The organism is Zoogloea ramigera, from assembly GCF_006539865.1.
GTDB lineage: Bacteria > Pseudomonadota > Gammaproteobacteria > Burkholderiales > Rhodocyclaceae > Zoogloea > Zoogloea ramigera.
In genome coordinates, this window is the sequence record NZ_BJNV01000041.1 from 1 (window position 1) to 25,917 (window position 25,917).

The following is a 25,917-nucleotide window of genomic DNA, read 5'->3' on the forward strand; positions in this document are numbered from 1 at the left end:
AGTTTCCTTGACCCCCACGGGGGGGAGCCTGGCCCCGGGGGCGCTTACAGGCTCCAGCGCGCCCGGCCCTGCTTCTTGGCGCGGTACATGGCGTGGTCGGCGTACTGGATGAGGCTGTCGGCCGTGTCGCCGTCGTCCGGGAAGCGGGCGATGCCGACGCTGCAGGAGATCGTCAGGCTGCGGCCGGCCACCTGAAAGGGTTCCGACAGGCTGGCCACGATCTTGCCGGCGGCGTTCTGGCTGAGACCGGAGTTTGGCTCCGTGTGCATCGCCACGACGAACTCGTCGCCGCCCAGGCGCGAGACGGTGTCTTCGTCGCGGAACAGGCGCCGCAGGCGGCCCGCCACCTCGCGGAGCAGCAGGTCGCCCACGTCGTGGCCGAAGTCGTCGTTGACCGGCTTGAAGTCATCCAGATCGATGAAGAGCACCGCCACCTCGGTGTGGTTGCGGCGGGCGCGGCGCAGCATGCCGTCGATGCGGTCGGCCAGCAGGGCCCGGTTGGGCAGGCCGGTGAGGCGGTCGAAGTTGGCCTGGTGCCACATCTCCCTGTCCTTGCGGCGCAGCTCGGTGACGTCGGAGAGCAGCACCACGCGGCGCACCTGGTGCTCGTCGCTGTCGGCCACCGCGGAGATCACCGCGTGGCCGATGTAGTGGCTCCCGTCGGCGCGCTGGCCATCGAAATCCCCGGACCAGTGGCCGCTGCCGGTCTGGCTGACCAGCCTGCCCAGCTCGCACGGTTCGCCGTCGGCGCAAAGGCTGGAGACGGGCTGCCCCTCGAGGGCGCCCGGGCTGAAGCCGGTGATGGCGCAGAAGGCCGGATTGACCCGCACGATGCGCTCGTCTGCATCGACCACCACGATGCCATCGGCCATGTGCTCGACGATGTGGCGGGAGTGCGCCTCTTGTTGGGCGAGCCGGCGCCCGGCGCCCTCGTAGCGGGCGAGCGCCAGCAGCAGCGCGCCGATCAGCGCCGTGAACAGGACGGCGGATACCACGGCGCGCATTCGCATCCGGTTGCTCATCTCACGCACCGGGGCGAGGGCGTCTTCAAGGGCGATCCCCGACAGCATCACCAGCTCGGGGTTGCGCAGGCGCGTCCAGCCATACACGCGCAGGACGCCATCCACCGAGGCGTGGGCCACGTAGTGCCCCTCCCGCTGTTCCGGGTGCAGGATGTACTCGCGTTTCTGGGGCGCCTGTTTGCCGAAGTGCGAGGCGCCGTCGAGGGTCCGCAGCAGCACGTGCCCGCGGGCGTCCACAAGGGTCAGGGTGTCGCGCGGGCCGGCCTCGAAGCTGGCCAGCTGCTTCGCCCATTCCTCGGGCGACACGGCAATCGCGACGACGCCGTCGAAGCGGCCGTCGCGCTGGATCGCCCGGGCGACCTGGATGCTCCATTTTTTGGTGAGCCGGCCCAGCACGGGAGGGCTGACGACCAGTCGGTCGGCCTTGTCGGCGGCGAGCTCCTTGAAGTAATCCCGGTCGCCCAGATAGTTGTGCGGGGCCGGCCCCAGGGACGAGTACTCGAGATAGCCGTCGGCCCCGATGCGAAACTGCTGCAGGGCCAGGTTCGAGGGCAGGGTGCGGGCGATCACCTGTTCCTGGAACGCCATGGCGCCGGGGCCGGCGATGGCCGCCTCGCGGGCGGTCTGCAGGGCGAAGTCGAAACGGTCGAGGGAGGCCTGCACCATCTCGGCGGCTGCCCGCGACTGGACCAGGGCCTGCTGGCGGGCGGAGTCGAGCGCCGCCTGCTCGGTGCGCTGCCGGTCGGTGACGAGGTCGTAGGCCACCACCCCGAAGGCCAGGATGCTGGTGAGCACGATGATCAGCCGCACGAGGCCGAGGGGGTGCTCGAGGATGCGGTGGAAGGTCCGGGAAAGAAAAAGCCGCGAGTCCATGCCTCCCTCGTCAGACGTCTTGGTTGATGGCGCCTGGATGGGCATCGGGGCCGCCTTTTTTCCACCAGTTTGCCTGAAGTGAGGCAGTGCGTGCGGTTTGCGGTGTCGTGGATCCGGGTGGGCGTGGCGCGAGCGTGGTTTTTCCCTGTGTTTAGGTTTTTGTACTGCAAAAAAATGGCGGGGTGTCGAGATTTTTTACAGATCTCCACTGTTTGGCGGCGATGTAAAAATCCCGTTTTTGACATCTTTTTGTTTTTTATGGATTTTTTGATGTGTTGAGAAAATTGGCACGGATCTCGCTGCACTTGCCGAATATTTCACCGATCCAGCAATACCCTGCGAGGAGCCAACAATGAAGTCGTCTCTCAAAATCAGCTGCGCCCTGACCCTGGCCCTCCTGGCGGGTGGCGCTTCGGCAGCCCCCATTTACTGGATGGACTGGACTGGTAGCGATCAAGACCCCGGCGTCGGCTTCATCGGCAGCGGGACGATCACCACGCCCACCTCAACCGTAAATGTCACTTACACCAACGCCAGGGGCATCGCCTTCTACCAGGCCGCCGGTGGCACCTATTACTACAGCAACGGCAGCGACGGCCCCGCCGGCACCTCGCCCTACACCAGCGCCCAGGTGGACAACCGGCCGCCGACGGCCGACATCGTCGCGCTGCAATATGCCGGCACCCAGTCGCTGGTGTTCTCCCAGGCCATCGCCAATCCGGTGTTTGCCTTCGTCAGCCTCAACGGCAACGGCTATGGCTTCGACCAGGATTTCGACATCCTCAGCTTCGGCGATGCGTCCGACGGCAATGCCTGCGGCTACTGGGGCTGCGGCACCTCGTACAAGAACATCGTGACGGTGAACGGCAAGACCGAATACCAGCTGCTCGGCACCGGCGAGCCCCACGGCACCCTGCGCTTCACCGGCACCTTCGACACGGTCAGCTGGCGCAGCCTGAGCAACGAGGGCTGGAACGGCTTCACCGTGGGTGTCCAGGAGACCGCCGTCGCGTTCTGCGTCGCCAACCCCACCGACCCGCAGTGCACCCCGCTGAACCACGTGCCCGAGCCGGCCTCCGTGGGCCTCTTCGGCCTCGGCCTCGTGGGCCTGCTGGCCGCGCGTCGCCGCAGGGCCTGACACGCGTTTGCTGCTGGCCAGCGACGGGAGCCGAGGCTCCCGTTTTTTTGCCCATCGCCGCCGCCCGGCGCGCCCGGGAGGCCGGCTTCGAATGGCTCGAGCTGCACTTCGCCCACGGCTACCTGGGCCAGAGCTTTTTCTCGGCCCACGCCAACCGGCGCACCGACGCCTACGGCGGCGACTTCGCAGGGCGCAGCCGCTTCCTGCTCGAGACCCTGGCGGCGGTGCGCCGTGAGTGGCCCGAGCGGCTGCCCCTCACCGCCCGCTTCGGCGTCATCGAATACGACGGCCGGGACGAGGAGACGCTGGCCGAATCCATCCAGCTCGCCCGCGCCTTCCGCCGCGGCGGGCTCGACCTGCTCAGCGTCAGCGTCGGCTTCACGATCCCCGACAGCCGCATTCCCTGGGGCCCGGCCTTCCTGGCCCCGGTGGCCGGGCGGGTGCGCCGGGAGAGCGGCCTGCCGGTGGCGTCATCGTGGGGCATCGACGCCCCGGCGACGGCCGACCGGGTGCTTGCCGACGGGCTGATGGATCTCGTGATGGTCGGCCGCGCCCACTTGGCCAACCCCCACTGGCCCTACCATGCCGCCCTGCAGCTGAGTGAAGAGAAGGCCTCCTGGGTGCTGCCCGCACCCTACGCCCACTGGCTGGAGAAATACCGGCCGAACGTCTGAACGCCGCAGCGCTCGCGAGGCATCGACAGGCTGCCGCCGAAGCAGTCGGCCGCCGCAGGGTGAGGGCGTCGGGCAGGCCGGCCAGCCCGTCGACGCCCGTAGCCCAGGCGAGCGCCCGGGTGCATCCGATGGCGGCTTCCGTTGGACACCTTACCCCGGCTGCTGCCACGAGCGCACCCGCGCCACGCACCCTGAGGCCAGCGGCGTGCCGCCGATGTCGCCTCGCCGCTGGTGAGGCGCCGCCACGACGGGCGCCACGTGCAGGTGCGCCGACGATTGTTCGACCCGGCTGAATAGTGTTGCAGTGCCCAGCCTATTTATCCAGGCGGGGCGAACAAGCAGAATCCACGCTTTCACCGTGCCTCACGCCGCGCGGCTTTCCATCGAGAGGAGACATCATGCAGCCCACCCTGTTCATCACCGGCACTACCTCGGGTTTCGGCGAGGCCTGCGCGCGGCGCTTTGCCGCCGCTGGCTGGAAACTGGTCATCACCGGCCGCCGCCAGGACCGCCTGGAGGCGCTGGCCGCCGAGCTGTCGGCCACCACCTCGGTGCTGCCGCTGGCCGTGGACGTGCGCGACCGCGCCGCCATGCAGGCCGCCATCGACGGCCTGCCCGCCGACTTCGCCACCCTGCGCGGCCTCGTCAACAACGCCGGTCTGGCCCTCGGCATCAACCCCGCCCAGGGCTGCGACCTGGACCAGTGGGAGACGATGGTGGACACCAACATCAAGGGCCTGATGTACACCACGCGAATGCTGCTGCCGCGGCTGATCGCCCACGGCGCAGGGGCCAGCATCGTCAATGTGGGCTCGGTGGCGGGCAACTGGCCCTACCCGGGCGGCAACGTGTATGGCGGCACCAAGGCCTTCGTGCGCCAGTTCTCGCTGGGCCTGCGCTGCGACCTGGCCGGCACCGGGGTGCGCGTCACCGACCTGGAGCCGGGCCTCTGCGAGAGCGAGTTCACGCTGGTACGCTTCGGTGGCGACCAGGCCCGCTACGACGCCACCTATGCCGGCGCCAAGCCGGTGCAGCCCGAGGACATCGCCGAGACGATCTTCTGGCTGATGAACCAGCCGGCCCACCTCAACATCAACAACCTCGAGATCATGCCGGTGAGCCAGACCTGGGCCGGCTTCGCGATCCACCGGGAGTGAGCGCCTGGTGTAGCCTTGCGGGCTTTGGTTGACGCCGGTTGCCGGCGAGGAGTCTGTTGCGATGAGTTCCACCCCCCTCGACGCCCGCGCCCTGTGGGCCGACCTGCAGGCCGTGCGCACGCACGCGCCGCTGGTGCATAGCATCACCAACCTGGTGGTGATGAACTTCAACGCCAACGCGCTGCTGGCGGTCGGCGCCTCGCCGGTGATGGCCCACGCCCACGAGGAGGTGCGCGACATGGTCGGCATCGCCCAGGTCCTGGTGCTCAACATCGGCACCCTCGAGCCCGCCTGGATCAGTGCGATGCAGGTGGCCCTGCAGGCCGCCCGGGCGCGGGGCATCCCGGTAGTGCTCGACCCGGTGGGCGCCGGCGCCACGCCCTACCGCAACGCGGCGCTGGCCGAGCTGATCCGCGCCGGCGCGCCGGGCATCCTGCGCGGCAACGCCTCCGAGATCATGAGCGTGGCCGGCCTGGCCGCGGCCACCCGGGGCGTCGACAGCGCAGCGAGTACCGCCGACGCCAGCGACGCCGCCGCGGCGCTGGCCCGGCAGCTGGGTGCCGTGGTGTGCGTGAGCGGCGCCGACGACCTGATCGTGGATGCCGCCGGCCGCCGCGCGGTGCTCTCCAACGGCCACCCGTGGATGACCCGGGTCACCGGCGTGGGCTGTTCGGCAAGCGCGCTGGTGGGCGCCTTCGCCGCGGTGCAGCCCGACCCGTGGCGGGCCACGGTGGCTGCGATGGCGGTGCTGGGAGTGGTCGGCGAGCTGGCCGTCGAGCGCGTCCAGGCGGCGGGGGCCGGGGTCGGGCGGCTGCAGATCGAGCTGCTCGACGGGCTGCAGCTGCTCGACGAGGCGTCCTTCACCGGCCGCCTGAGGATGGTCGTCGATGCGTGAACGCCTCGTCGAGACCCTGCGCCTGCACCTCGTCACCGACAGTGCCCTGTGCGGAGAGCGCGGCGTACTGGCGGTGGTCGAGGCGGCGGTGGCCGGTGGCGTGAGCTGCGTGCAGCTGCGCGAGAAGCAGCTGGAAACCCGCGCCTTCGTCGAGCGGGCGCGGGCGCTCAAGGCCTGGCTGGCGCCCCGCGGCGTGCCGCTGATCATCAACGACCGGGTGGACGTGGCCCTGGCCAGCGGCGCCGACGGCGTGCATGTGGGGCAGAGCGACATGGCCCCCGCCGACGTGCGCCGGCTGATGCCCGGCGCGCTGATCGGCCTGTCGGTGGAGTCCCTGGCCCAGCTCGAGGCCGCCGAGGCGGCGCCGGTGGATTACTACGGCGTCAGCCCGGTGTTCTCCACCGCCACCAAGGCCGACGCCGCGCCGGCCCTGGGCCTGGCCGGGCTGGCGGCGATCCGGGCGCGCACGGCCCGCCCGCTGGTGGCCATCGGCGGCATCCACGCGGGTAACGCGGCGGCGGTGCTGGCGGCCGGCGCCGACGGCCTGGCGGTGGTCAGCGCGCTGTGTGCGGCGGCCGATCCCGCTGCGGCCGCGCGGCTGCTCAGCGCGCGCATGGGCTGAGGGCGCCGCGCCGGGGCTGCGCGCAACCCCGTCACCTGTGGTGTGCCGGGGTTGAGGGGCAAAGCGCTTCAGGGGGCGCTGCGTGCTGCCGTTAACCGCTCGTTCGGCGGCGTTCGGCTGCCGCTCTTTTTGTGCTGCCATGACCGATGCTTTGCCGCCCCGCGCCACCACCCGCCAGATCCCCCGGCTGATCCAGGATCGTCGCTGGTGGCTGCTGCCCGTGGTGCTGTGGGGGCTGCTGGTGGCCCTGTCGCTGCAGATGCAGGTGACCCGGATCTCCGAGCAATCCGTCGAGGTGGCCCTCGAAGGTGCCCGCAACATGTTCCGCATGGTGATGCTCGCCCGCAACTGGAACGCCAGCCACGGCGGCGTCTATGTGCCGGTAACGTCCCAGACCCAGCCCAATCGCTACCTCGAACACCCCCGCCGCGACGTGACGACTACCGACGGGGTCGCGCTGACGATGATCAACCCGGCCTACATGACGCGGCTGATCGGCAACATGTCCACCGAGGACGGCGGGGTGTCCTTTCACCTCACCAGCTTGCACCCGGTTCAGCCTGCCAATCGGGCCGACCCCTGGGAGGTGAAGTCCCTCCAGGCTTTCGAGCGGGGCGCACGGGAGGCCACCTCCATCGAGGCCGGGCCCGACGGCCCCGAGCTGCGCTACATGGCGCCCCTGATCGTGCGGGAGAGCTGTCTCTCCTGCCACGAGAAGCAGGGTTACAAGGTCGGGGACATCCGCGGTGGCCTCAGCGTCTCCCAGCGCCATGCGCCCATCGAGGCAGCTTCGGCGGAGGCCATCCGCCAGTCGGCGCTGGCCCACGGGGCGGCTTTCATGGTGGTGGTGGTGATCGGCTGGGGCCTGCTTGAGCTGCTGCGTCGGCGCTGGCTCGAACTGGCCGGCAAGATGGCCGAGCTGGAGGAGGCCCACGGCCAGCTGCTGCAGTCCGAGAAGATGGCCTCGATCGGCGTGCTGGCGGCCGGGGTGGCCCACGAGATCAACAACCCGGTGGGTTTTGTCGGCTCCAACCTGGGCACGCTGAAGTCTTACAGCGAGGAGATGATTGCGCTCCTCGAGGCTTGCCGGGCCGGGCGGGCGACCGAGGCGGATTTCGCCGCCGCCGATTTCGATTACCTCAAGACCGACCTGGCGGACCTGATCCGCGAATCCCGCGATGGGCTCGAGCGGGTGCGCAAGATCGTCTCCGACCTCAAGGATTTCTCGCGGGTGGACCAGGCCCAGTGGCAGGACGCCGACCTCAACGCGGGCATCGAATGCACCCTCAACGTGGTGTGGAACGAGCTGAAGTACAAGGCCGAGGTGGTGCGCGCCTACGACCCGTCGTTGCCCCGCGTGGCCTGCCTGCCGGCGCAGATCAACCAGGTGGTGATGAACCTGCTGGTCAACGCGGCCCACGCCATCGCCGAGCGGGGCGTGATCACAGTGCGCACCGGCCACGACGCCGAGTGGGTGTGGATCGAGGTGGAGGACAGCGGCAGCGGGATGCCCCCCGAGGTGCAGAAGCATATCTTCGACCCCTTCTACACCACCAAGCCGGTGGGCAAGGGGACGGGACTGGGGCTGTCGATCTCCTATGACATCGTACGCAAGCACGGCGGACGCATCGAGGTGAGGAGCGAGCCGGGGCAGGGCAGCTGTTTTCGGGTTTGTCTGCCTGTGAGAACTAGTTCACGGGGCGAGTGAAATACCTTCGGCATCTGTCAGAATGTGTCACGAAATATCGTTTTGATGTATATAATAAATTTGTCAATTTAAATAGAAGCCTGGTCTGTTCGAGGCGTGCTCGTTTGCCGCTACGCATTGGCTTGGCCGGAGCCTTGCCTGCCATGCGTCCACGTCAGATATCCCCGCGCGGTGTGATCCGGGTTGCGCTTGTTTACGCGCTGCTCGGTGCGTTCAGCATGTTGCTGGCCATCGCCCCCGGCTTTGCCAGCCCGGTCTTTCCGTCGGCCGGGGTGGCGCTGGCCTGCGTGTTGTGGATGGGGCGCACGGGGCTGGTGGGGGTCGCCCTCGGCTCCCTGTTGCTCAATCTGCCCCATGCGCTGCTGATCGGCCAGCCGCCGGCCACGGCGCTTGGCGTCGGGCTGAGCACCGCGCTGGGGGGCGCGCTCCAGGCCGGCGTCGGCGCGTGGCTGGTGCGGCGCTCGATCGGCGAGGGCTGGCGCGAGCTGACCCGTGAGCGCGATGCTCTGCGTTTCCTGCTCCTGGGCGGCGTGCTGGCCTGCCTGGTCTCGGCCTCGGTCGGGGTCACGGGCCTGTATGGCCTCGGGGTGATCGACCCGGTCGAATACGCCTACGCGTGGTGGAACTGGTACGTGGGCGACGCGCTGGGGGTGATCGTCTTCGCGCCCCTTTCGCTGTGCTTTCTCGATCGGCACAGCCCCCTGTGGGCCGAGCGCCGGCGGCGTTTCGTGGGGCCGATGCTGCTCACCCTCGGGCTGGTCGGGCTGGCCTTCTTTGGCGTCAGCCAGTGGGAGCAGCAGATCCAGAAGAACCATCTGCAGGCCGACGGCGAGGGCGTGGCCAAGGTGATCGCGGACCGCCTGGTGACCCACCGGGAGGTGCTCGCCTCGCTGCGCAATTTCATCGAGGCGACGCCCGATTTCAGCTTTCAGCAGTTCGAGCATTTCACGCGCATCACGCTGCGCGACGACCCGGACATCTTTGCGCTGAGCTTCAACGACATCGTCCGGGCCGCCGATCGGCCGGCCTACGAGCAGGCCATGGGCCGGCTGGTGCCCGGCGGCAGCTTCCGCATCACCGAGCGCGACAGCGAGCGCAGGCTGGTGGCGGCCGGCGCCCGCCCGGAGTATGTGGCGGTGCGCTACATCGTGCCGCTGGCGTCGAACCGGCCGGCGCTGGGTTTCGACATCGCCTCCGAGCCGATCCGGCAGGACGCGGTGCGCCGCGCGACGGCCTCTATGGGCGTGGCGGTCACCTCGCCGATCCAGCTGGTGCAGGAGAACCGCCCGCGGGTCGGCATCCTCGAGGTCCTGCCGGTGCGCGACGTTCGGGGCGGAGATGAGGCTCGGCGCCCGCTGGGCTTTGCCGTGTCGGTGGTGAAGGTGGACGAGATGGTCGACATCGCGACCCACGGCCGTGTCCCCGATGGGCTGACCTTCCAGCTCACCGACCCCGGCGCCCCGGCGGGCCAGGGCGTGCTCTACCGCTCGCCCGGCTTCGATACGTCGATGGCCGATCAGTCACCGGGTTGGCAGACCACGCTGCGGATGGGCGACCGGGGCTGGACGCTGGCGGTCCATCCGACCCGGGCCTACCACCACGAACACCGGGCCGGCATGGTCTGGGCCCTAGGTGTGGTGGGCCTGCTGCTGACCCTGCTGCTGCAGATCCTGATGCTCGGCATGACCGGGCGGACCGCGGTCATCCAGCGCCAGAACAATGCCCTGAAGGCCAGCGAGGAGCGTTACCAGCGCCTCTTCAACGACAGCCCGTTGCCGGTGTGGCTGTACGACGCGGAGAGCCTGCGCTTCCTGATGGTCAACGACTTTGCGGTGGCCCACTACGGCTGGTCGCGGGACGAGTTCCTGCAGATGCGCCTCTCGGATGTGCTGGCCCCCGACGCCGCGCCGGCGGCCGGGCCGATGCCGGAGGATGCGCCGCCCCAGTGCCGGCATCGGCGGCGGGACGGCTCGACGATAGACGTGATCGTGCGCGCCACGCCGGCCCCCTACGGCGCGGTGGATGCCCGCATGGAGGTGATCCAGGACATCTCCAAGGAGATCCGGCTGATCGCCGCCCGCGAGTCGGCCGAGCAGGCCAGCCTCGCCAAGAGCCGCTTCCTGGCCATCGTCAGCCACGAGCTGCGCACCCCGATGAACGGCATCCTGGGCATGGCCCAGCTGCTGCTGCGCCCCGCCCTCGACGACGACCAGCGGCGGGAGTACGTGCACACCATCCTCAAGTCGGGCAAGCTGCTGCTCGGCCTGCTCAACGACATCCTCGACTTCTCGAAGGTCGAGGCCGGCAAGCTCGAGCTGCGCCCCGCGGTGCTGGATGTGGCCAGCCTGCTGGCCGAGGTGCGTGAGCTCTTCGAGGAGCAGGCCACCCGCAAGGGGCTCGCCTTCGAGGTGAACTGGCAGGGGCCGGCCGGCCTGTGCTGCCTGGCCGACCGGCAGCGCCTGGTGCAGATGCTGTCCAACCTGGTGGGCAACGCGGTGAAGTTCACCGACCGGGGCAGCATCCGGGTGGAGGGGCGTCAGGTGGGCGCGGCCGATGGCCTGGTGGAGCTGGAGTTTGCGGTGACCGATACGGGCGTCGGTGTGCCCGTCGACAAGCAGCATCTGCTGTTCCAGCAGTTCTCCCAGGCCGACAACACCTCCACCCGGCAGTACAGCGGTACCGGGCTCGGGCTGTCCATCGTCAGCAGCCTGGCCAGCCTGATGGGCGGCAGCGTGGGGCTGGACAGCGCCGCGGGCGAGGGCGCGCGTTTCTGGTTCCGGGTGCGCGTCGAGCCCGCCGCCGACGCCACCACGTTGCCCGAACCGGCCGACGAGGTGCCCCAGGCGCCGGTGGCCGGGCTGGGCGGGCGGGTGATGGTCGTCGAGGACAACCTGATCAACCAGCGGGTGGTGGTGGCGCTGCTGAACGCCCTCGGCGTGGCTTCGGTGTGCGTGAACAACGGCCTGCAGTGCATCGAGCGCCTGCAGGCGGGCGATGCCCCCGACGCGATCCTGATGGACATCCAGATGCCGGAGCTCGACGGGCTGGCCACCACCCGCTGGCTGCGCCAGTGGGAGACCGAGCACGGACGGCCGCGCCTGCCGGTGATCGCCCTCACCGCCAATGCCTTCGCCGGCAACGTGGATGTGTGCCTCGAGGCCGGCATGGATGCCTTTGTCGCCAAGCCGGTGATGCTGCAGCCGCTGGCGGCGGCGCTGGGCTGCTGGCTGCCGGCGGCGGGGGCGGCGCCCAGGCTGCCGAAGCCGTCGGAGAAGGCGGTGGACCAGGCCCGGCTGGCCGAGCTGGTGGAGCAGATGGACACGCTCCTCGCGCTGGACGACTTCGATGTGTTCGTGCGCTTCCGCGAGCTGCAGGCCCTGCTTGCCGGCACGCCGCTGGCCGGCGGGTTCGACGAGGTCGGGCGCTTGATCGAGCAGCTCCGCTTTGATGCGGCGCGGGCGTCGCTGCGTCGCGCCGAGGCCCGCGCCTGTGAGGCTGCGACGTGATTCACTCCTTGAACCCCGCGCCGGGGTTATGATTTGCTCATGAAAGTCATCCTTGTCGTCGACGACGACGCCACCAACCTGCGCACCCTGGGCGAGCTCCTGCGCCCCGAATACCGGGTGCGCCTGGCCAGCTCCGGCGAGGATGCCCTGCGCATCGCCGGCAGCGACCCGCGCCCCGACCTGATCCTGCTCGATGTGATGATGCCGGTGATGGACGGTTACGAGGTGCTGCGCCGCCTCCAGGCCGACGAGGCGACCCGGACGATCCCGGTGGTCTTCGTCACCGCGCTGCACGACGAAGACTCCGAGCAGCGCGGTTTCGAGCTGGGCGCCGCCGATTTCATCCACAAGCCTATCCGCGCAGCGGTCGCCCTGTCGCGCATCCGCGCCCAGATCGACGCCCGGACTGCCCGGGAGAGCCTGCGGCGCAAGGCCCAGCATATGGCGCGGGTGGCCGAGCAGGGTGCCGAGCAGCTCGAAAACACGCGGCAGCAGCTGCTGCAGTCCGAAAAAATGGCCTCCATCGGCCAGCTGTCGGCGGGCATCGCCCACGAGATCAACAACCCGGTCGGTTTTGTGGCCTCCAACCTGGCGGCGCTCGGGCGCTACCTTGACGATCTCTTCTCCATCATCGACGCCTGCGCCGCCGAATCCGGCGCCCCGGCGGAGCAGCGCCTCGCCGAAGTGCGAGGCCTGATGCAGCGCCTGGAATACGATTATTTGAAGGAGGACGTGCTCGATCTGCTCGCCGAATCAAAGGAGGGCGTCGAGCGGGTCCGCCAGATCGTCGCCGACATGAAGGGCTTCTCCCATGCCGGGGCGTCAGGCTGGCAATGGGCCGATCTGCATGGCGGGCTGGATTCCACGCTCAACATCGCCCGCAGCACCTTCAAGCACCACTGCACCCTCGTCAAGCGCTATGGCGAGCTGCCGCAGATCCACTGCATCCCGTCCCAGCTCAACCAGGTGTTCATGAACCTGGTGGTCAATGCCGCCCAGGCCATCGAGGGCTCGGGCGAGATCACCGTCACCACCGGGCGGGTCGGCGACGATTCGGTTCAGGTGAGCATCGCTGACACCGGCAAGGGCATCTCCCCGGAAGGCCTGCGCCGCCTTTTCGAGCCCTTCTACACCACCAAGCCGGTGGGCGAGGGCACCGGGTTGGGGCTCACCCTGTCGCGGGAGATCGTCCAGCGCCATCGCGGGCAGATCGAGGTGAACAGCGAGCTGGGCAAGGGGACGGTGTTCACGCTGACATTACCCATCGACCCGGTGCTCGACATCGACGCCGACACCGAGCCCCCTGCGGCTGCCGTTTGACGGCCAGCCCCTCCGGCGCGGTGCTGCATTGCAGGGCCGGGCTACCCGGAACGGTGTTTCCCGGACTGAATAAGCGCAAGTCCTAGCGCAAGACAACCCCGCAATGTGCCAGAATGTCACCCGTTTCGGGTGTGCTGGACACTTTTCGGGGGATTTTCATGGGTTTGCGCCTCAAGTTCAATCTGGTTCTGCTGGTGGTCTTTCTTGCCGGCTTTGGTGTGGCGGGTTACATCTCCCACGATCTGCTCTTCCGGCACGCCCGCGAACAGGTGCTCGCCGAGGCGCGGCTGGTCATGGAGGCGGCGCTGGCGATCCGTGGTTATACCGTTGCTCAGGTGCGCCCGCACCTCGACCCGATCATGCATGAGCAGTTCCTGCCCCAGACGGTGCCGGCTTACGCGGCCACCGAAACCCTGGCCGAACTGCGCAAGAAGTACCCCAACTACAACTACAAGGAAGCCACCCTCAACCCGACCAACCCCCGCGACCGGGCGTCGGACTGGGAGGTCGATCTGGTCCAGAACTTCCGCAACCGCCCCGACAGCAAGGAGATCACCGGCCAGCGTGACACGCCGACCGGCCGCTCGCTGTACGTCGCCCACCCGATCCGCATCGAGACGGCCGCCTGCCTGCCCTGCCACAGCACGCCGGGGGTGGCGCCCCCGAGCATGATCAAGGTGTACGGCAACGCCAACGGCTTCGGCTGGAAGCTCAACGAGGTGGTGGGCGCGCAGGTGGTTTCGGTGCCCATGTCGGTGCCGCTTGAAAACGCCAACCAGGCCTTCCGCACCTTCATGGTGTCGCTGGCGGGGGTGTTCGGTGCGGTCTTCGTGGTGCTCAACCTGATGCTCTCCTCGCTCATCATCGGGCCAGTGTCGCGCATGTCGGCGGCTGCCGACAAGATCAGCACCGGCGACTTCGACCAGCCCGAGTTCCCCGAAGAGGGCAAGGACGAGGTGGCAGTGCTGGCGAATGCCTTCAACCGGATGCGTCGCAGCCTGGAGAAGGCCATGCAGATGATCGATTCGTGAGCCGGGGCGCCCCATGAGTGAAACGCTGAACCCGGCCGCCGAGCGCGACGCCTTTGCGCTGCGCGTCGGCTACGCCCTGAACGAATACCGCATCGAGCGGGTGCTCGGCGGCGGCGGCTTCGGTATCACCTACCTGGCCCACGACACCCACCTCGACTGCCGGGTGGCGATCAAGGAATACGCCCCCCGCAACCTGGTCACCCGGGGGGCGGGGTTCTCGCTGGTGCCCCGCTCGCCGGACGTGAGCCGCCGTTTCGAGCGCGGCCTGCAGCGCTTCCTGCTCGAGAGCCGGGCCCTGGCCAGCTTCCACAACCCGGGCATCGTGCGGGTGCTGCGCTATTTCCGCGCCAACGAAACCGCCTACATGGTGATGGACTACGAAACCGGCCAGCCGCTGCAACGCTGGCTGGTGGGCCGTCTGCCCCTCGACAAGACAATGCTGCTGCGCATCGTGCGGCCGCTGCTCGATGGCCTCGAGGTGGTGCATGGCACGGGCTTCCTGCACCGCGACATCAAGCCCGAGAACATCTACATACGTGCCGACGGCTCGCCGGTGCTGCTCGACTTCGGCTCGGCCCGGCGGGTCGAGGCCGACGGCTCCGACCAGGCGCTCACCGCCGTCCTCACCCCGGGTTTCGCCCCGGCCGAGCAGTACCACCGCCACGGCAAGCAGGGGCCATGGACCGACCTCTACGCGCTGGCCGGCGTGATGTACTGGATGGTCACCGGCAACCGGCCGATGGAGGCCTTCGCCCGCCTGCGCGAAGACACCATGCCGACGGCCGCCGAGATCGGCAACAAGGACGTCTTCGACATCGAGCTGCTGCGGGCCATCGACTGGGCCCTCAAGCCCGACGAGGACGACCGCCCGCGGCGAGTCGCAGATTTCCGCCGCGCCTGCCTGGGCGGCCCGGTGGGCGAGGTGGCGCCACCCGAGCCGCCCCGCTCCGAACCGCTACCCCTCGGCCTGTCGGCCTACGAGGCGCGCGCCTTCATCGGTGCCGTGCTGTTCGCCGACGTGGCCACGCCGGCCGACAAGGGTGCCAGCCGCTCGGAGGCCCGGGCGCTGCTCGCCCGCCTGCTGCGGCAGGTGCTGGGCCATGTCTCGCCTACCGCGCGTCTGGTGGTGAATACCAAGGAGGGTTGCGCCGTCTGCTGCGTGGGCGACCCCGAAGACGCCCTGCGTGCCGCGGTGCAGCTGGGCGAGATCGCCGCCGCCGAAGGCCTGGGCGTGCATATGGGCATCAACCTGGGCCCGGTGCGGGTGGCCCCCGACCCGGGGCCGGACGGGCGTTCGCGCATCCTCGGCGACGGCATCACCATCGCCTTCCGCATCATGCGTTTCTCCGAGCCCGGCCAGGTGCTGGCCGGCCGCTCCTACGTCGAGGTCATGCAGAACCTGGGGCGCAGCGTCGGCGAGCGTTTCCGCTACCTGGGCGTGCACCGTGACCCGCAGGCCCGCAACCACGAGCTCTACCTCTACAGCGGCGAGAGCATCACCACAGGTCTGCGCGGCCCCGACACCGTCGACCGCGGGGACGCGCCGCTACCCGGCATCGACGCCGCCGCCGTCGAGCACGCCGAGCGGGTGCTGGCCCAGCACATCGGCCCGATGGCCAGGCTGCTGGTGCGCCGGACGGTGCCCCGGGCCGCGAACCTCTTCGACCTGCACCGCCGGCTCGGCGCGCTGATCCCCGAGTCGGAGCCCCGCACGGCCTTCCTGTCGGCGGTGGTGACGATGGACTCGCGGCCGCTACCGGGCACCACCGAGATGCGCACCGACCTCGCCGCCAACCGCAGCGGCCCGGCCACCACGGCGCCGGGCATGATCCCCGACGCCGACCTGGCCCGCATGGAGAAGCTGTTCGCCCGCTACATCGGGCCGATGGCCAAGGTGCTGGTGCGGCGCGAATCGCGCAACGCCAACAGCCTCGACACCCTGTGCCGGGCCCTCGCCAGCCACATCGACAAGGACGCCGACCGCCGGCGCTTCATGGCCGAAGCCGGCTTCTGAGCGCTCCCAGTGCCGGGCTCCGCCCAGCCCGCCCCCGTCGGGGGGCAGAGGCACTTGGTGCGGTCCTGCGTTTCCTCGAGCTCCCGGCGGGCTCCGGTCAGGCCGGCCTGATCTGGCGGCCTGCGGCGACGCCCAGCAGCGGCATCCCCAGGGCCGCGATGGCGAACACAAGTGTGATCCGACCCTGGTCCACCAGCCAGCCGGCTGCGCTGACCCCCACCGATTGCCCCACGAAGAACAGTGAGACGGACAAGGCCAGGGCCAGGCTGCGGGCTTCCGGCGCGCGCTGGGTGATCTGGAACAGCAGGGCGCTGTGCAGCTGGTAATAGCCGAAGCCCGAGAGCAGCGCCGCGGCGAAGATCCAGCCCGGGTGCCCGGCGTAGAGGGCGACACCGTTGGCCAGCGCCACCAGCCCGGCCGCGCCCACCGGAAACGCCCAGTGGTTGATCCGCCGGCCCAGGCGCGCCGCCACGAAGGAGAACAGCAGGCCCCCCGCGCCGTACAGCAGCAGCGGCAGCGTGGCCTGGGACAGCGCCAGCCCGAAGCGCTCATGCAGGTAGAGGGGCAGGAAGGCGAGCACCCCGAAGACCAGCACCGCCTCCACGAAAAAGCAGGCCAGCACGCCCCGTGTCTCGCGGGCGTGGAGCATTCCCAGGGCCCTCCGGTAGAGGCTGGCCATGCTGCCAGCCGGGCCGGCCGCGCCGCGGGTTGTCGCCCCCAGGTGGGCCTTGCGCCAGAGGGCAAAGGCTATCAGCAGGTACAGCCCGGTGAGCACCCCGAAGGCCAGCCGCCAGAGCCCGAAGTCCACGCACAGGCCGCCCAGCACCTGGCCGAACACCATGCCGAGAATCTGCCCCGAGAAGAGGCGGGCGAGGGTCGCCTGGCGCTGCTCGGCCGGCACGAGATCGGACACCGTGGCCATCGACATCGGGATGATGCCGGCCGCCGCCACGCCGGTCAGGATGCGGCAGGCGGTGAGCATCTCGAGGCTGGGCGCCAGCGCGGCCCCGAGGCTGCCGACGGCGCACAGGGCGGTGGCCCGGGTGACGATGCGGAAGCGCTCGAAGCGCTCGCCGAGGGGGCCGTAGACCAGCTGCATCGCGCCGTAGGCGATCGTGAAGCTGGTGATGATCAGTGCCACCTCGGCGGTGGAGGCGGCGAACTGCCCCGCCAGCTGGGGCAGCATCGGATCGCAGACGCGAAACGAGGCTGAGCTGGCGAAGGCCGCCAGGGTCAGCAGAAACAGCAGCTGGCGGGTATCGGAGGTGGGGGCGGAGGGCATGGCGTGGGCGGCAAGCGCGAAGGTGGTTTCCGGGTGTCGCCGGTGACGTCTGCCGGGGCCCGCCTTCGATGCGCTTCGCGGGAGCAGGCTGAGCGGGAGGGCTGGCCCGGCGCTACCGGCTGACTGCGGATGATCCCGCGTCTGCAAAGGCGATTGCCGGTTTGAGGCGTTTCGACGGACAGCCGTGACATGGCAAACAAAAAGCCCTTGCCGATGGCAAGGGCTTCATGTCTGGTCCGGGCCTTGTGCCCTGCGGGCGGGAGCCCGTCTTAGTAGCGGCGGGCAGGCGGCGGCGGCATGTTAGCCGATTTGGCCGGCAGGTGACGGAAGGTGATGCGGCCCTTGGTGAGGTCGTAGGGCGACATCTCGAGGGTGACCTCGTCGCCGGCGATGATGCGGATGTGGTTCTTCTTGAGCTTGCCGCCCGCATAGGCGATCAGGTTGTGACCGTTTTCGAGGGTGACGCGGTAGCGGCCGTCGGGCAGCACTTCGGTCACGCTGCCGTGCATTTCGATGAGTTCTTCTTTGGCCATCTTCGGGCTCCTTGAGGGTGGCCGCGATGTCCCGGGCTGATCGGGAAGGGTCCGGCCATGGCCCGCCACCGCTTGGGTGGGCCAAGTTTCGTTGCATCTGCGCGCCAGCGCAGGCGCGTCGGAAAGTGGTGCTCATGGGCAGGATTGAACTGCCGACCTCTCCCTTACCAAGGGAGTGCTCTGCCACTGAGCTACATGAGCGAAAACGCTTGTCGAATCCGGTATTGCAGCGATGGCGTATAGACGCTGCTCGGATCAAATAACATCAGGCCGACGACTGCCGGCCCGAGTGTTGAATTCTGGGCTACCGCCGGGTAGCCCCTGTCGCTGCCGGGAGGCCATCAAGCGGCTTAAAACACATGCCGGCGCGCATTTTCAGCGAGCCGCCCCCGCAAGTCAAGGGGAAAGCCGGCCTGCGCCGTGAAGATTTTCGCCCAGGCGGCTCATTGTGGGGCGATTTTTACAAATTTGAGCGTGAACTTGTCGCTCTCGCCGATCTTGAGGTAACGCTCGCGGTCGAGCGCCTTCAGCCGCAGGCTGGGCGGAAGGGTCCATACGCCCTGGGGATGGTCCTTGGTGTCCCGGGGGTTGGCGGCAATCTCGGCCCGGGCGACGAGCCGGAAGCCGGCCTTCTCGACCAGGGCGATCACGTCGTCCTCGCGCAGATAGCCGGCCTTGAGCTGTTCGGCGGCCGGGCGGGCAGGGTCGGCACGGTGGTCCACCACGCCGAGCACGCCGCCGGGCTTGAGCACACGGTGGAATTCCTGGATCACCTCGTCGGCGTTGCCGTCGGTGATCCAGTTGTGCAGGTTCATGAAGGTCAGCAGCAGGTCGGCGGAGTCGGGCGCGACGCTGTCCGGCAGGCCGGGGCTGTGGGCGATGCGGACCTTGCCGTAGAGCGCGGGCTGGCGGGCGATGCGCCCCTCGATGGCTTCGTGCTCGGCCCGGGCGGCAGGCGGGTTGTGGGCGCCGGCGTGGAGGGCGGCGATGTACTGCCCGGTGTCACGCAGGTAGGGGGCGAGGACTTCGAACCACCAGGCACCGACGCTGGGCCAGATCTCGATAACCGTGAGCCCGGGCTGGAGGCCGAAGAAGGCCAGCGTCTCGGCGGGCTTGCGTGCCGCGTCCCGGGTGCGGTTGGCCTCGCTGCGCTGGGTGCCGTCGAGCCAGTGCTGCAGCGTGCTGTCGGCGGCGTGGGCGGGCCCCAGGAGGGGCAGGCAGAGCAGGGCGGGCAGAAGGAGGTGCTTGAGGCTGCGCATGGGGCGTGTTCCGTCGGGCGGCAGAGCCGCGGCGGCCCATTGTAGTGTGCTTGCGCGCCCGAAGGTGCGGGTGGGCGGCGTGCTCCGGACGCAGCGCTGCAGGGCCGTGCAGCGCGTAAAAAAGCCCTTGGCGTTTCCGGCAAGGGCTTTCGCTGCACTGCGCTGGGTTCAGCGGCGGCGCTGAAAGGCCGGGCGGGCCGGCGCGCTGCCGGTGCGGGGCGGGAGGTGCCGGAAGGTGATGCGGCCCTTGGAGAAGTCGTAGGAGGACATCTCGAGGGTGATCGCGTCGCCCGCGATGATGCGGATGTGGTTCTTCTTGAGTTTGCCGCCAGCGTAGGCGATCAGGGTGTGGTCGTTTTCGAGGGTGACGCGATAGCGACCGTCGGGCAGCACTTCGGTGACCGTGCCCTGCATTTCGATGAGTTCTTCCTTGGCCATTATGGGGCTCCTGGTGAGCTGGCCGGCGGTTTCCCGTGTCTGGGGTGCGTCGGCCACGGCCTGCCACCGCCATGGTGGGCCTGGTGTTTCGCGGCCAGCTATTGGTGGCTGTCGCGATTGGATGTCGGCGCGAAGATCGGCGGGCCGGTGAAGGGTGTGCCAGCGAGCAGTCTCGCAGGCGAAGATGAAGGAGGTGGGCGCTGTGCTGACACGCGCCTCGCGGTGGGGCGTCTGGCGCGCTCCTTGGGAGTGCGCCGGCAGGTGCGCGGCCATGGAGTTGTGCGTGAACCTACCCTAAAGGCACAGGCCACCCTAGGGTGAGTGTGTCTTTGCGTTCGTCGGAGCTTTTATGAGCTCTTCAGAAGCACGACCGGAAGATTTTTGCTCCTTACTTTTACCCCTGGTCGCCCATTCGGTACCTCTTAGCTTTTGAAGTATAGCGTAATTCCCGGCTTGCTGGTCGGTGCGCATTCGCGCGCGGAGGTCGCTGCCCTGTGCGCTTGACTCTAAAGCTCGTGGCCGACCTTCCGTTAATACGTGCAGTAAATAATTTTATGGGTGGCCTTTGAGCGCTCCCGGGGTTGGGCTCCGCCCAGCCTACCCTCCGTGGAGGGCAAGGGCACTTGCTGTGGCCCTGCGTTTCCTTGAGAGACCTCCAAAGTCATGTCGGCCCCGGCGTGGACAGAGAAACATTGCATGTTTCTCAAGAGCCGGAGGGCGGCATTTGTCGCTGCGGGTTCGTGGGCGCGCCCGGCAATGTCTTGGTGCGCGCTCCTGGAAATGTTGAAAAGGTAATGTTGTATTTGATGAATTAGTTAATTTTTCTCAAAATGTGCCGACATAACGGTTCGGCTACGCATTTTCGGGTTGTGCGCATCCCTGTGCCCCAAGGATGGGGGCAAGGAGGGGTGTTGCAAGGCCTGGTCTTTTCAGAAGAGGTCAGTTGTGAACCATATCTATCGCGTCGTTTGGAATTCCGTCATGGGCACATGGCAGGCTGTGGCGGAGTGCGCCCGCGGCCGCGGCAAGTCCCGGTCCGTGAAGCCGCTGCTCGCCGCCGCGTTGCTGGTGCTGGCTGGCGCCGGCCAGAGCCAGGCGGCCGGTATCCTTCCCACGGGGGGGAGCGTCGTCGCCGGTAGCGGTAACATCAGCCAGAGCGGTAACGCCATGACGATCAACCAGGCGTCGAACAGGCTTGCGATCGACTGGCAGAGCTTTTCCGTTGGCGCGGGCAACACGGTGAACTTCGTTCAGCCGGGTGCCAGCGCCGTCGCGCTGAACCGTGTGCTGGGCGCTGACGTGTCGAGCATCCAGGGCGCGATCAAGGCCAATGGCCAGGTTTTCCTGATCAATCCGAACGGCTTGCTGTTTTCGCCGACCAGCCAGGTGGATGTTGGCAGCCTGGTAGCCTCGACGCTCAACATGCGCACCGCCGACTTCATGGCCGGCCATTACACCTTCGAGGGCGCCAGCAGCAACGCGGTCGTTAATCAGGGCAACATCACCGCCGTCGGTGACGGCGCGAAGGGGGGCACCATCGCGCTGATCGCCGCCCGGGTGAGCAACGATGGCGCGCTGAGTGCCAACGGCGGCAACGTGCTGATGGCGGCGGGTGGCAATGTGACCCTCGACCTCGGCGGTCCGGTGAAGCTTGAGGTGAGCCAGGGCGCGCTCAACGCCCAGGTGGACAACGGCGGCGGCGTCCGGGCCGACGGCGGGCTGGTCTACCTGACGGCAAAAGCCGTTAACGAGCTGACCAGTGCGACGGTCAACAATACCGGCGCAATCCGCGCGCAAACCCTGGCAAGTGGCGCTAAGGGCGAGCTCCGCCTGATCGCCGACATGCAGCATGGCGTGCTCAATGTGGGCGGCAGCCTGGATGCCAGTGCGCCCAAGGGGGGCGACGGAGGTCTGATCGAGACGTCCGGTGCCCGGGTTAACACCTTGCCCGATCTGGCGATCAACGCCGGAGCGGCGGCCGGCAGGGGGGGGGGAATGGCTGATTGACCCCTACGACTACACCATCGGCGCCAGTCAGGCTGCGACCATCGTCAGCTCGCTCAACAACGGCACCAGCGTCACCGTGTCGACGGTGGCGCCGGGCGGTCTCTCCGGCTACACCGCGCCCTCCGGTTCCGGCGACATCACCGTTAACAGCGCGATCGCCAAGACCGCCGGAGGCGATGCCACCCTGACGCTGCGCGCCGACCGCAACATCGCGGTCAACCAGAGCATCACCTCGACCAGCGGCGCCCTCGGCCTGACCCTGAGCGCTGCCAACAACGCGTCCGGGGCGCTTGGCGGCGTCCGCGTCGCCAGCGGCGTGACCCTCGATTCGAACGGCGGAAAGATCCTGATCGGCGGTGCCGGCGGGAGCCTTGCGGATGCCCAGACGCTCTCCAACGGTATTGGATACGCTCTCAACGCCTCCGCAAGCCTGGAGGCAGTTTCGATTGGCAGCAGCGCCCGCGTCCTGTCGCGCGGCGGGGACATCACCATCAACGGCTACTCAACCCAGCCCAAGGCCGGCAGCAACGATACGACCGGTGTTCGCATCGGCGCCAGCGCGATCATCGACAGCGGTTACTATGCCCCTGGCGCCGTCGACGCGGCGAGTGGTGGCTACATCAACATCTCGGGCAAGTACGCCGGCCCCGCGAGCACGGTCTTCGGGGTCAAGATCGAAAACCCGAGCGGCAACAGCGGGCAGACGACCCTTTCGGCATCGACCACCACGGGCAGCATTCGCATTGAAGGCAGCAGCACTTACGACGTTGACGGCTCCTATGCGCTCAACATGGCAACCGGCGGGTTGGCCGGCAACATCTACTTCAACGCGTATTCCGTAGCAGACCTGATCTTCATCCTGAATGGGGGTCTCAAAGGGGTGGTGTTCACATACAGTGGGCCGAACTCCGGCTGCCGTAGCGGCTACCCGAACTGCGGCTTGCTGTCGGTCACCTCCAGCGCCAACAACTCGTATCTGTACGCCACCTACAACGCCGTAAACATGGCGACGCGGCCGATCTACGTGTCTGCAACCCTCACCGGCACCAAGGTCTATGATGGGACGCTCAACGCTTCGGGCCTCAGCTTCAGCAATATTGCGATCCTGGACCCCGCTTCTTCGGGCTACTTGAGCTCCAGCGTCACCTCGGCCAGCTACGTTACACCCAGCGCGAACGTCGGCGAGTATTCGAACCTGAGCGCCTCCTCCCTGTCGCGCAATTACTCGGCCAACGGCAATAACTACGTAGTGGGTTACAACTTCACGGTGTCACCCAGCTACGCCATCATGCCTGCCACGGCCTACCTGAGCGCCGTCAAGACTTACGATGGTAACGCCAGCTTCACGCCCGCCAAGGTCACCGCATCGGGTGTGAATGGGGAAACCCTTTCCCTGACGGGCAGCGGCCCGGCAACGGCCAACTCGCCCGACGTGGTCGACAACGCCACCAATTACCTGACGGCCATTGGAGACCTGATGCTCGCCAACGGTGTGTCCGGCACGCAGGGCCTGGCTTCCAACTACGTGCTGCCCTCCCTGGCAGCACGTAGTGCACATAACATTGCCAGCATCACGCCTGTCGGCTTGACCGTTCTGGGGGTCGGCGGCAGCAAAAACTACGACGGCACCGCGAGCTTCAGCGCCGGTCAGCTCAGCCTTGGCAGCGGCGTGGTCGACGGCGATATCGTCCGGTTAGCTGGCAGCGCCGCAGTGGCCAGCAAGGACATTGGTGCCTACACCCAGTGGGCCTCGTCGAATCTGTCTCTGACGGGCTCTGGCGCCTCGAATTACACGCTCATCGGCGGCGCGGTCTCCGCGCTCATCAATCCCGCGCCGCTGGGCATCGCGGTGAACGCCATCTACAACGGGACGACCAGTTTCACCCACGGTAGCGGGGCCACCCTCACCACCGCCGGCCTGATCGGTGCCGAGACGGTCACCGGGGTCACCGTCTCCGACGCCAACGTCGACGCGGTGACGGCGGCCAAGTTCGTCACGGGGGTTACCGGCGGCAACGGCTTCGTCGCCAGCAACTACGTGCTCTACGGCGCCGGCACCCCGGCCTACAACCAGAGCCTGAGCGGCGGCAACATCACCACGAGCAACAACACCTCCAGCATCGCCCCGGCGCCCCTGGGCATCGCCGCAGCGCCCACCTACAACGGCACAACCGCTTTCGCCACGACGGCCGGCGTCGCCAGCGGCGGCACCGGCAGCCTCGTCACCGGCGGCAGCGTCAGCGTTGCCGGCCTGGTCAATGGGCATACCCTTGCCGGCTTCAGCCTCGACAGCGCCAACGTCGCCAGCGCCGGCAAGGTGACCGACGTCACCCTCGGCGGCGGCATCGACGCCCGTAACTATGTGCTGAACGGCAGCGTCTTCGGCTCCGCCGCATCGGTGAGCGCTGGTGCCCTCGCCGACGGCTCCGCCGCCACCAACGTGGCCAGCCTCGCCGCTGCGCCGCTGGGCATCGCGGTGAACGCCACCTACAACGGGACGACCAGCTTCACCCACGGTAGCGGGGCCATCCTCACCACCGCCGGCCTGATCGGTGCCGAGACGGTCACGGGGGTCACCGTCTCCGACGCCAACGTCGATGCGGTGACGGCGGCCAAGTTCGTCACCAGCGTCACTGGCAGCAATGGCTTCCTCGCCAGCAACTACGTGCTCTACGGCGCCGGCACCCCGGCCTACAACCAGAGCCTGAGCGGTGGCAGCATCACCACGAGCAACAACACCGCCAGCCTCACTCCGGCGCCCCTGGGCGTGGCGGTGAGCGGCGCCTACAACGGCAGCACCGTGCTGTCCTCGGCCGAGGGGGCGACGATCGCCGGTTACGGCCTGGTGGGCCAGGACGCTGGCGTCAGCCTCACCACGGCGACGCTGAACGCGAAGAACGTGTCGGAAGCCAGCAAGGTCGTGGCGCTGACGGGCTCCGGCTCCTTCGACCAGCGCAACTATGTGCTCAACGGCGCCGTGAACACGGCTCCCGGCACCGCTGGCGTAGTGCTCGACGGCTCCGGCGCGACCAACACGGCGGCCCTCTCCAGGGCTGCGCTGGGTGTGGCAGTAAGCGGCACCTACAACGGCAGCACCAGCTTCGACTCGACCAACGCCACGCTCACCACCAACGGCCTGGTCGGCGGCGACACCCTGATCGGGGTGACGGTGAATGACGCCAACGTGGTCGGGAACGGCGGCAACTACATCACCGCTTTCACCGGCGGCACCGCCAGCCTGAGCAACTACCGCATCTCCGGCAGCATCGACACCACCACTACTGGAGCTGGCATCTCGACGACGCACAATAGCGTCACCCTCCGCCGCGCGCCCTTGGGCGTGGCGGTGAGCGGCACCTACAACGGCAGCACCAGCTTCGTGCAGGGGTTGAATGGCACCACAATCGCCGCCTACGGCCTGGTTGGTCAGGACGTCAACGTGCAGCTGACGAGCGCGACCCTGGCGTCCAGGAACGCCGGAACCAACAGGGTGGTGTCCATCGCCGGGCCGGCGGGTTTCGAACCGGCCAACTACGTGCTCGACGGCTCGGTCAATACCACTCCCGCCACGGCGGGCACGGCGTCGGATGGCTCCGGCGCCACCAACGCTGCAACGATCGGCGCACGGGCCCTCACCCTCGTCGCGGAGGACAAGGCCAAGACCTTCGGCCAGCCCGACCCTGAGTTCACGTATCAGGTGAGCAGCGGCGCGCTGCTGGCCGGCGATGCCTTGCTGGGTCAGGTTGCCCGCCGCGCCGGTGAAAACCTTGGCGCCTATCCGATCTCGGCCGTGGGCCTCGCCAATGGCAACTACGCGATCACTGCGATCGACGGCACGCTGACCATCGTCGCTCCGGTCGAACCGCCGCCGCCGCCGACGCCGATAATCGTCCCGGCCTTCATCGACAACGGCATGTCGGCGCTCAGCAGCGGGGTCGTGCCGGCTACCTTCGGCGGTCTCAACTACGTTCCGGCCAGTGGTGGCCAGGCTGGCGCGCAGGGCGTGGGCCCGCGCGCACCGGGCAACGCCGGCAGCGAGCCGGCCGCCACCCCCCGCTCCGCACTCAACTTCGTCGCCAGCAGCTCGGCCGAAGCCAGCCCGGCCGCCGCGAGTGGGGCCACCAACGGCCAGACGGGTAATGGCCCCACCGCAGAGCGCCGCGCGCCGACCGATGCGGGCAGCGAACAGGCGCCCGCCGCGCGTTCCTCCCTGAACTTCGTGGCCGACAGCTCGACGGAAGGTGCCCCCGAGGCGGCGGCCGGCGGCACACGCAAGGCCGCCCAGGAGCTCAACGTCAATAACGTGACCGTCCCGAGTTCGTCCGGCCCGCTCGATGTCTTCGTCATCGACAGCGGCATCAATACCGGCCGCTTGGGTACGCTCAATTCGCTGAATAACTGATAGGAAGTCGTATGAAGAAGAACACTCTCTCAAGGG

At 68.3% G+C, this 25,917-nt stretch carries 17 protein-coding genes and 1 tRNA gene; 12 read left to right on the forward strand and 6 right to left on the reverse strand.

Features of this window, described 5'->3' with window-relative positions:
* Window positions 1-44: 44 nt before the first annotated feature.
* Complete coding sequence (locus tag ZRA01_RS12095) at window positions 45-1,895, reverse strand: bifunctional diguanylate cyclase/phosphodiesterase (RefSeq protein ID WP_170182967.1); 1,851 nt, start codon at window positions 1,893-1,895, stop codon at window positions 45-47.
* A gap of 352 nt (window positions 1,896-2,247) precedes the next feature.
* Between ZRA01_RS12095 and ZRA01_RS12100 the strand changes: the two genes are divergently transcribed.
* The 10 genes from ZRA01_RS12100 (at window position 2,248) to ZRA01_RS12145 (ending at window position 15,960) form a co-directional block, all read left to right on the forward strand.
* Window positions 2,248-3,033 (forward strand): PEP-CTERM sorting domain-containing protein, encoded by a 786-nt coding sequence (locus ZRA01_RS12100; protein WP_141352524.1) that lies wholly within the window; start codon window positions 2,248-2,250, stop codon window positions 3,031-3,033.
* Between the two features lie 47 nt (window positions 3,034-3,080).
* Window positions 3,081-3,707 (forward strand): oxidoreductase, encoded by a 627-nt coding sequence (locus ZRA01_RS12105; RefSeq protein ID WP_218028713.1) that lies wholly within the window; start codon window positions 3,081-3,083, stop codon window positions 3,705-3,707.
* Between the two features lie 398 nt (window positions 3,708-4,105).
* On the forward strand, window positions 4,106-4,864 hold the full coding sequence (locus ZRA01_RS12110) for an SDR family oxidoreductase (protein WP_141352526.1): 759 nt from the start codon (window positions 4,106-4,108) through the stop codon (window positions 4,862-4,864).
* Window positions 4,865-4,925: 61 nt separating this feature from the next.
* Window positions 4,926-5,759, forward strand: a complete 834-nt coding sequence (gene thiM / locus ZRA01_RS12115; protein WP_141352528.1) for a hydroxyethylthiazole kinase — start codon at window positions 4,926-4,928, stop codon at window positions 5,757-5,759.
* Window positions 5,752-6,381: a thiamine phosphate synthase gene (gene thiE, locus ZRA01_RS12120; protein ID WP_141352530.1), complete on the forward strand. Its 630-nt coding sequence runs from the start codon at window positions 5,752-5,754 to the stop codon at window positions 6,379-6,381. The genes thiM and thiE overlap by 8 nt, the downstream gene beginning before the upstream one ends.
* A gap of 139 nt (window positions 6,382-6,520) precedes the next feature.
* Window positions 6,521-8,089 carry an ATP-binding protein gene (locus ZRA01_RS12125; RefSeq protein ID WP_141352532.1) on the forward strand — a complete coding sequence of 523 codons (1,569 nt, stop codon included), beginning with the start codon at window positions 6,521-6,523 and terminating at the stop codon, window positions 8,087-8,089.
* Window positions 8,090-8,232: 143 nt separating this feature from the next.
* A complete protein-coding gene (locus ZRA01_RS12130) occupies window positions 8,233-11,595 on the forward strand; it encodes a CHASE domain-containing protein (RefSeq protein WP_141352534.1) in 3,363 nt (1,120 codons plus the stop codon).
* Between the two features lie 39 nt (window positions 11,596-11,634).
* A complete protein-coding gene (locus ZRA01_RS12135; RefSeq protein ID WP_141352536.1) occupies window positions 11,635-12,915 on the forward strand; it encodes an ATP-binding protein in 1,281 nt (426 codons plus the stop codon).
* 158 nt (window positions 12,916-13,073) lie between these two features.
* Window positions 13,074-13,946 carry a Tll0287-like and HAMP domain-containing protein gene (locus tag ZRA01_RS12140; protein WP_141352538.1) on the forward strand — a complete coding sequence of 291 codons (873 nt, stop codon included), beginning with the start codon at window positions 13,074-13,076 and terminating at the stop codon, window positions 13,944-13,946.
* 13 nt (window positions 13,947-13,959) lie between these two features.
* A complete protein-coding gene (locus ZRA01_RS12145) occupies window positions 13,960-15,960 on the forward strand; it encodes a protein kinase domain-containing protein (RefSeq protein ID WP_141352540.1) in 2,001 nt (666 codons plus the stop codon).
* 97 nt (window positions 15,961-16,057) lie between these two features.
* Here the strand turns inward: ZRA01_RS12145 and ZRA01_RS12150 are convergent, their stop codons facing one another.
* The 5 genes from ZRA01_RS12150 to infA (ZRA01_RS12170) form a co-directional block, all read right to left on the reverse strand.
* Window positions 16,058-17,242 carry an MFS transporter gene (locus ZRA01_RS12150; RefSeq protein ID WP_141352542.1) on the reverse strand — a complete coding sequence of 395 codons (1,185 nt, stop codon included), beginning with the start codon at window positions 17,240-17,242 and terminating at the stop codon, window positions 16,058-16,060.
* A gap of 269 nt (window positions 17,243-17,511) precedes the next feature.
* Window positions 17,512-17,775 (reverse strand): translation initiation factor IF-1, encoded by a 264-nt coding sequence (gene infA, locus ZRA01_RS12155; RefSeq protein WP_141352544.1) that lies wholly within the window; start codon window positions 17,773-17,775, stop codon window positions 17,512-17,514.
* Between the two features lie 126 nt (window positions 17,776-17,901).
* A tRNA-Thr gene (locus ZRA01_RS12160) sits at window positions 17,902-17,976 on the reverse strand.
* 242 nt (window positions 17,977-18,218) lie between these two features.
* Window positions 18,219-19,034, reverse strand: coding sequence for a class I SAM-dependent methyltransferase (locus tag ZRA01_RS12165; protein WP_141352546.1), 816 nt, complete (start codon window positions 19,032-19,034; stop codon window positions 18,219-18,221).
* A 168-nt stretch (window positions 19,035-19,202) separates the two neighbouring features.
* A complete protein-coding gene (infA, locus tag ZRA01_RS12170; protein WP_141352548.1) occupies window positions 19,203-19,472 on the reverse strand; it encodes a translation initiation factor IF-1 in 270 nt (89 codons plus the stop codon).
* Window positions 19,473-20,417: 945 nt separating this feature from the next.
* Between infA (ZRA01_RS12170) and ZRA01_RS20855 the strand changes: the two genes are divergently transcribed.
* Window positions 20,418-21,479: a two-partner secretion domain-containing protein gene (locus ZRA01_RS20855; RefSeq protein ID WP_141352550.1), complete on the forward strand. Its 1,062-nt coding sequence runs from the start codon at window positions 20,418-20,420 to the stop codon at window positions 21,477-21,479.
* Window positions 21,400-25,881 carry a beta strand repeat-containing protein gene (locus tag ZRA01_RS12180; protein ID WP_141352552.1) on the forward strand — a complete coding sequence of 1,494 codons (4,482 nt, stop codon included), beginning with the start codon at window positions 21,400-21,402 and terminating at the stop codon, window positions 25,879-25,881. The genes ZRA01_RS20855 and ZRA01_RS12180 overlap by 80 nt, the downstream gene beginning before the upstream one ends.
* Window positions 25,882-25,917 lie beyond the last annotated feature (36 nt).